The organism is Streptomyces calidiresistens (assembly GCF_014141525.1).
Classification (GTDB): Bacteria; Actinomycetota; Actinomycetes; order Streptomycetales; family Streptomycetaceae; genus Streptomyces; species Streptomyces calidiresistens.
On record NZ_VKHS01000467.1, the window covers coordinates 1 to 4,469 of the forward strand.

Annotated in this window: 5 protein-coding genes; 3 read left to right on the top strand and 2 right to left on the bottom strand. The window is 75.5% G+C overall.

Going from position 1 to position 4,469, the window contains the following annotated elements:
- Positions 1-480 precede the first annotated feature (480 nt).
- The 3 genes from FOE67_RS17720 to FOE67_RS17730 all read left to right on the top strand — a co-directional run bounded on the left by FOE67_RS17720 (position 481) and on the right by FOE67_RS17730 (position 2,304).
- Positions 481-954 (top strand): phage holin family protein, encoded by a 474-nt coding sequence (locus FOE67_RS17720; RefSeq protein ID WP_182665439.1) that lies wholly within the window; start codon positions 481-483, stop codon positions 952-954.
- A gap of 86 nt (positions 955-1,040) precedes the next feature.
- Complete coding sequence (locus FOE67_RS17725) at positions 1,041-1,982, top strand: alpha/beta fold hydrolase (RefSeq protein WP_182665441.1); 942 nt, start codon at positions 1,041-1,043, stop codon at positions 1,980-1,982.
- 130 nt (positions 1,983-2,112) lie between these two features.
- Positions 2,113-2,304, top strand: a complete 192-nt coding sequence (locus FOE67_RS17730) for a hypothetical protein (protein WP_182665443.1) — start codon at positions 2,113-2,115, stop codon at positions 2,302-2,304.
- Positions 2,305-2,535: 231 nt separating this feature from the next.
- Here FOE67_RS17730 and FOE67_RS17735 read toward each other — a convergent pair whose 3' ends face one another.
- Positions 2,536-3,735: a MarP family serine protease gene (locus tag FOE67_RS17735; RefSeq protein ID WP_182665445.1), complete on the bottom strand. Its 1,200-nt coding sequence runs from the start codon at positions 3,733-3,735 to the stop codon at positions 2,536-2,538.
- 13 nt (positions 3,736-3,748) lie between these two features.
- Positions 3,749-4,435: an NUDIX hydrolase gene (locus FOE67_RS17740; RefSeq protein ID WP_182665447.1), complete on the bottom strand. Its 687-nt coding sequence runs from the start codon at positions 4,433-4,435 to the stop codon at positions 3,749-3,751.
- Positions 4,436-4,469: the final 34 nt, after the last annotated feature.

Consider the following 4,469-nt stretch of genomic DNA (forward strand, 5'->3'; position numbering starts at 1 on the left):
ACGCCGGCCTCCACCGGAACGGCGGCCTCCGGGCCCGGCGGCGCGCCGGGCCACCGGGGCGCCGGGGACCCCGCATACCATCTGCGGATGGCGGGGACCCCGGAACGGCACGGCACCGACGACCGGAACGGGCGAGCCCCGCGACGCGTCCCCCGGAAGAGGGGAGAAACCGGACGGACGGGGAAGACGGGAGGAGGAACCGAATCCCGGGAACCGGGGGAACCCCGGGAACACCGACCGCGGCACGCCGGCCTCCACCGGAACGGCGGCCTCCGGGCCCGGCGGCGCGCCGGGCCACCGGGGCGCCGGGGACCCCGCATACCATCTGCGGATGGCGGGGACCCCGGAACGGCACGCGGCCGGGGGCCGGCCCCCGGCGGAATCCGCCGACACCGGCGGTCCCGGCCACGGCGACGGACCGGACGCCGCGCCCGACCCCGACCCCGACCGACGAGTGAGCGATGAGGAGAAGAGGCCACGATGAGCGCAGCGGACGAGGGACGCAGCATCGGCCGTTTGGTGTCCGACGCCACGGGTGAGCTCTCCGGGCTGATGCGGGACGAGCTGGAGCTCGCCAAGGCACGGCTCAAGCACGACGTGCAGCAGGCGGGCGCGGGCGGTGGCGCCCTGGCGGCGGCGGGCCTGGTCGCGGTCTTCTCGCTGCCGCCCTTCGCGATGGCCCTGGGGTACTGGCTGCACGCGTGGTGGAACGTGCCGCTCGCCATCGCCTTCCTGATCACCGCCGGCGTGTTCCTGCTGGTGGCCGGGATCCTGGCGCTGGTGGGACGGGCCCTGCTGCGGCGCAACTCCCCCAAGCAGGACCTGACGGCCTCCATCAAGGAGTCGGCCGCCGTGCTGTCCAACGTCAAGCCGCACCCGCGCGACCGCGCCCCGGCCCTGCCGCCGGCCTCGGCCAACGGCAGCGGCTCGCACCGGGCGGCCGTCGAGCGGTGACCGACGGGGGGCGGTCTTCCGGCCGTTCCCCGCGCCCCGCCGGGGAGCCTCCGGTCCCCGCTCCCGGGAGGTGAAAGACTCCCCGTATGACCGCACCCGAGCACTCCGAGGCGCGCGCCGCGGTCGTCCACCGGGACGGCCCCTGGATCCACCGCGACGTCGCCGCCAACGGCGCCCGTTTCCACATCGCCGAGATGGGCGAGGGCCCACTGGTATTGCTGCTGCACGGCTTCCCCCAGTTCTGGTGGACCTGGCGCCGACAGCTGCCCGCCCTCGCCGAGGCCGGTTACCGCGCGGTGGCGATGGACCTGCGTGGCGTGGGCGGCAGCGACCGCACCCCGCGGGGGTACGACCCGGCCAACATGGCGCTGGACGTCACCGGGGTGATCCGTTCCCTCGGTGAGCCGGACGCCGCGCTGGTCGGCCACGACCTGGGCGGTTACCTGGCATGGACGGCGGCGGTGATGCGTCCGAAGCTGGTGCGCCGGCTGGCGGTCTCCTCGATGCCGCACCCCCGGGCGTGGCGGGCCGCGCTGCTGCGCGACCCCCGGCAGACGGCGGCGAGCGGGGCGGTGTGGGGGTTCCAGCGGCCGTGGTTGCCCGAGCGGCGGCTGGTCGCCGACGGGGGCGCCGAGGTCGCCCGGCTGCTGGAGGAGTGGTCGGGGCCCGCGGGCGGCCCGGACGAGGACGCGGTGGAGGTCTTCCGCCGCGCGATGTGCATTCCGCCCACCGCGCACTGCTCGGTGGAGCCGTACCGGTGGATGGTGCGTTCCCTGGCCCGGCCGGACGGCATCGCCTTCAACCGGCGGATGCGGGCCCCGGTGCGGGTGCCGACCCTGCATCTGCACGGCGCGCTGGACCCGGTGGTGCGCGCCCGCAGCGCGGCGGGCTCGGCCGCGTACGTCGAGGCGCCCTACCGTTGGCGGCTGTTCGACGGTCTGGGGCACTACCCGCACGAGGAGGACCCGGTGGCGTTCACCGCCGAGCTGGTGGAGTGGCTGCGGGACCCCGAGCCCGACCGCCGGTAGCCGGCGGGCGACCACGCGCGACCGACGGACCGCGCGTGACCGACCGACCGCCGGCACGTACCGCCGGCACGGGCGAGAAGCCGGTGCCCGGGACGATTACCGATCGCGCGGGTGGGGGAGAGTCGGTGGTATGGGCTGGACGCAGGACCACCGTGATGTGGCACGCATCTCCCGAAGCGGCAACGGAGCCGCCGCAGCGGCGCAGGGCGCCGTACGGCGCGTCGGCTCCTTCCGCCCCGGGGATCCGCTGGTCGGATTCCCGCACCTCCTCCGGCGCCGGGCGCGCTGGGTGGGTACCCGGCTGCGCCATCCGCGCGGCTGACCCGGTTCGCACCGGACCGGTACCGCACCCCGTCCCGACGCCGATTCACCCGTTCCCTATCCACCGATCCACTCGCCGAGGGCCGACGGTCTCCCGCCGCCGTCCACCGGCCCGACCCACGCACGCACCACACTCCGCGCGCCCCGTCCCGGTTTCCACCGGAGCGGGGCGCGCGGCGTCGTGTCGGGGTCGGGCCCGGCTCCTCGCCCCGGACGCCCCGGTACCGGGGCGTCACATGGCGCAGCTCTGGCTGTCCACGGCGCCCTCGGCGGTGCGTCCGCGCTCCACGACCCCGGCGACCTCGTCGTTGGTCAGCGCGTAGCCGGTGTTGTCGTCGTCCAGGGACTTGGCGAAGATGACGCCCGCCACCCGGCCGTCGGGGGTCAGCAGGGGCCCGCCGGAGTTGCCCTGCCGGACCGTGGCGTACAGGGAGTACACGTCGCGCTGTACGGTGCCCCGGCGGTAGATGTCGGGGCCGTTGGCCTGGATCCGCTCGCGCACCCGGGCGGCCCGCACGTCGAAGGGGCCGCTCTCGGGGAAGCCCGCCACGATGGCGTCGTCCCCGCCGCCCGCGTCCTGTCCGGCGAACTCCAGGGCCGGGGCGCCCAGCTCGGGCACGTACAGCACGGCGACGTCCCGCTCCCAGTCGTAGAGCACCACCCGCGCGTCGTAGACCCGGCCCTCGCCGCCGATCTGCACGGTCGGCTCGTTGACCCCGCCCACCACGTGGGCGTTGGTCATCACCCGCTGGGGGGCGAAGACGAAGCCGGTGCCCTCCAGGACCTTGCCGCAGCTCGGCGCGGTCCCGGCCACCTTGACGATGGACTCCCGGGCCCGCTCCACCACGGGGCTGGAGGCGAGCGCCTGGTCGGGCGGCGGGACGTCGGTGATGGTCTCGCCGGAGAAGGGCGTGAAGACCTGCGGGAAGCCGTGCTGGGCGAGGATCGAACTGAAGTCGGAGAACCAGGTGTCGGCGTGGTCGGGCAACACCCGGGAGACGCCGTGCAGCACCTGTGAGCCGCGCACCTCGCGGCCTATGGTCGGCAGCGTGGTGGTGGCCAGCGCGGAGCCGATCAGCCAGGCCACCAGCAGCATCGCCAGCACGTTCACCAGGGCGCCGCCGGTGGCGTCCAGGGCCCTCGCCGGCGACCAGGTGATGTGCTGTCTGAGCCGGTTCCCCACGTGGGTGGTGACGGCCTGGCCGGCGGACGCGCAGACGATGACCACCACCACCGCGGCGATCACCCACCCGGTGCCCGGCGGCGAACCGTTGCCGATCCGCTCCCACACGATCGGCACCAGGTACAGCGCGGCCAGGCCGCCGCCGAGGAACCCGAGCACCGAGAGGATGCCGACCACGAAGCCCTGCCGGTAGCCGACGACGGCGAACCAGACGGCGGCCAACAGCAGCAGGTAGTCCAGCGCGTTCATGACGGCAACCGTCTCATGTGGAGAGGTCCAGGGGGATCTCCCGGGTGCGATCCCAGGGCTTTTCCCATCCGGCATGGCGCAAAATCAGGTCGATCACGCCGGCGGTGAACCCCCAGACGACCGTGTCGGCGACGAGGAAGGCGGGACCGCGGTACCCGCTGGGGTGCACGACGGTGACCCGGTGCCCGGGGTCGGTCAGCCGGTGGACGGGCGCGGTGAACACCCGCGCGGTCTCGCCGGGGTCCACGGGGCCCACCGGGCTGGGCTCGCGCCACCACCCCAGCACGGGGGTGACGACGAACCCGCTGGGCGGGATGAAGAGGTTCGGCAGGGTGGCGAAGGGCTGCACGCCCGCCGGGTCCAGCCCCGTCTCCTCCCGGGCCTCCCGCAGCGCGGCCCGCACCGGACCGTCCCCGGTGGGGTCGCCGTCCTCGGGATCGAGACCACCGCCGGGGAAGGAGCACTGGCCGGGGTGGTCGCGCAGGCTGGAGGCGCGTTGCAGGAGCAGCAGTTCGGGGCCGCCGGCGCCCTCGCCGAAGAGCACCAGCACCGCCGCGGGCCGGCCGCCGTCGGCCGGCGGGCGGAGCAGACCGTCGATCCCGACGGTGGCGACGCTGCGCGCCGCGCGGTGGACGGGGTCGAGCCAGGCGGGCAGGCCCTCGGCCGTCAGCCCGGCGGGCGGCGGGGCGGCCACCGGCACGGTGCCGGCGGGAAGCGGGGACGGGGTCCGGGCG

Coding starts and splice junctions, on each gene's coding strand:
- FOE67_RS17730 (WP_182665443.1), top strand. CDS start 2,113: ATGGGCTGGACGCAGGACCACCGTGATGTGGCACGCATCTCCCGAAGC.
- FOE67_RS17735 (WP_182665445.1), bottom strand. CDS start 3,735: ATGAACGCGCTGGACTACCTGCTGCTGTTGGCCGCCGTCTGGTTCGCC.
- FOE67_RS17720 (WP_182665439.1), top strand. CDS start 481: ATGAGCGCAGCGGACGAGGGACGCAGCATCGGCCGTTTGGTGTCCGAC.
- FOE67_RS17725 (WP_182665441.1), top strand. CDS start 1,041: ATGACCGCACCCGAGCACTCCGAGGCGCGCGCCGCGGTCGTCCACCGG.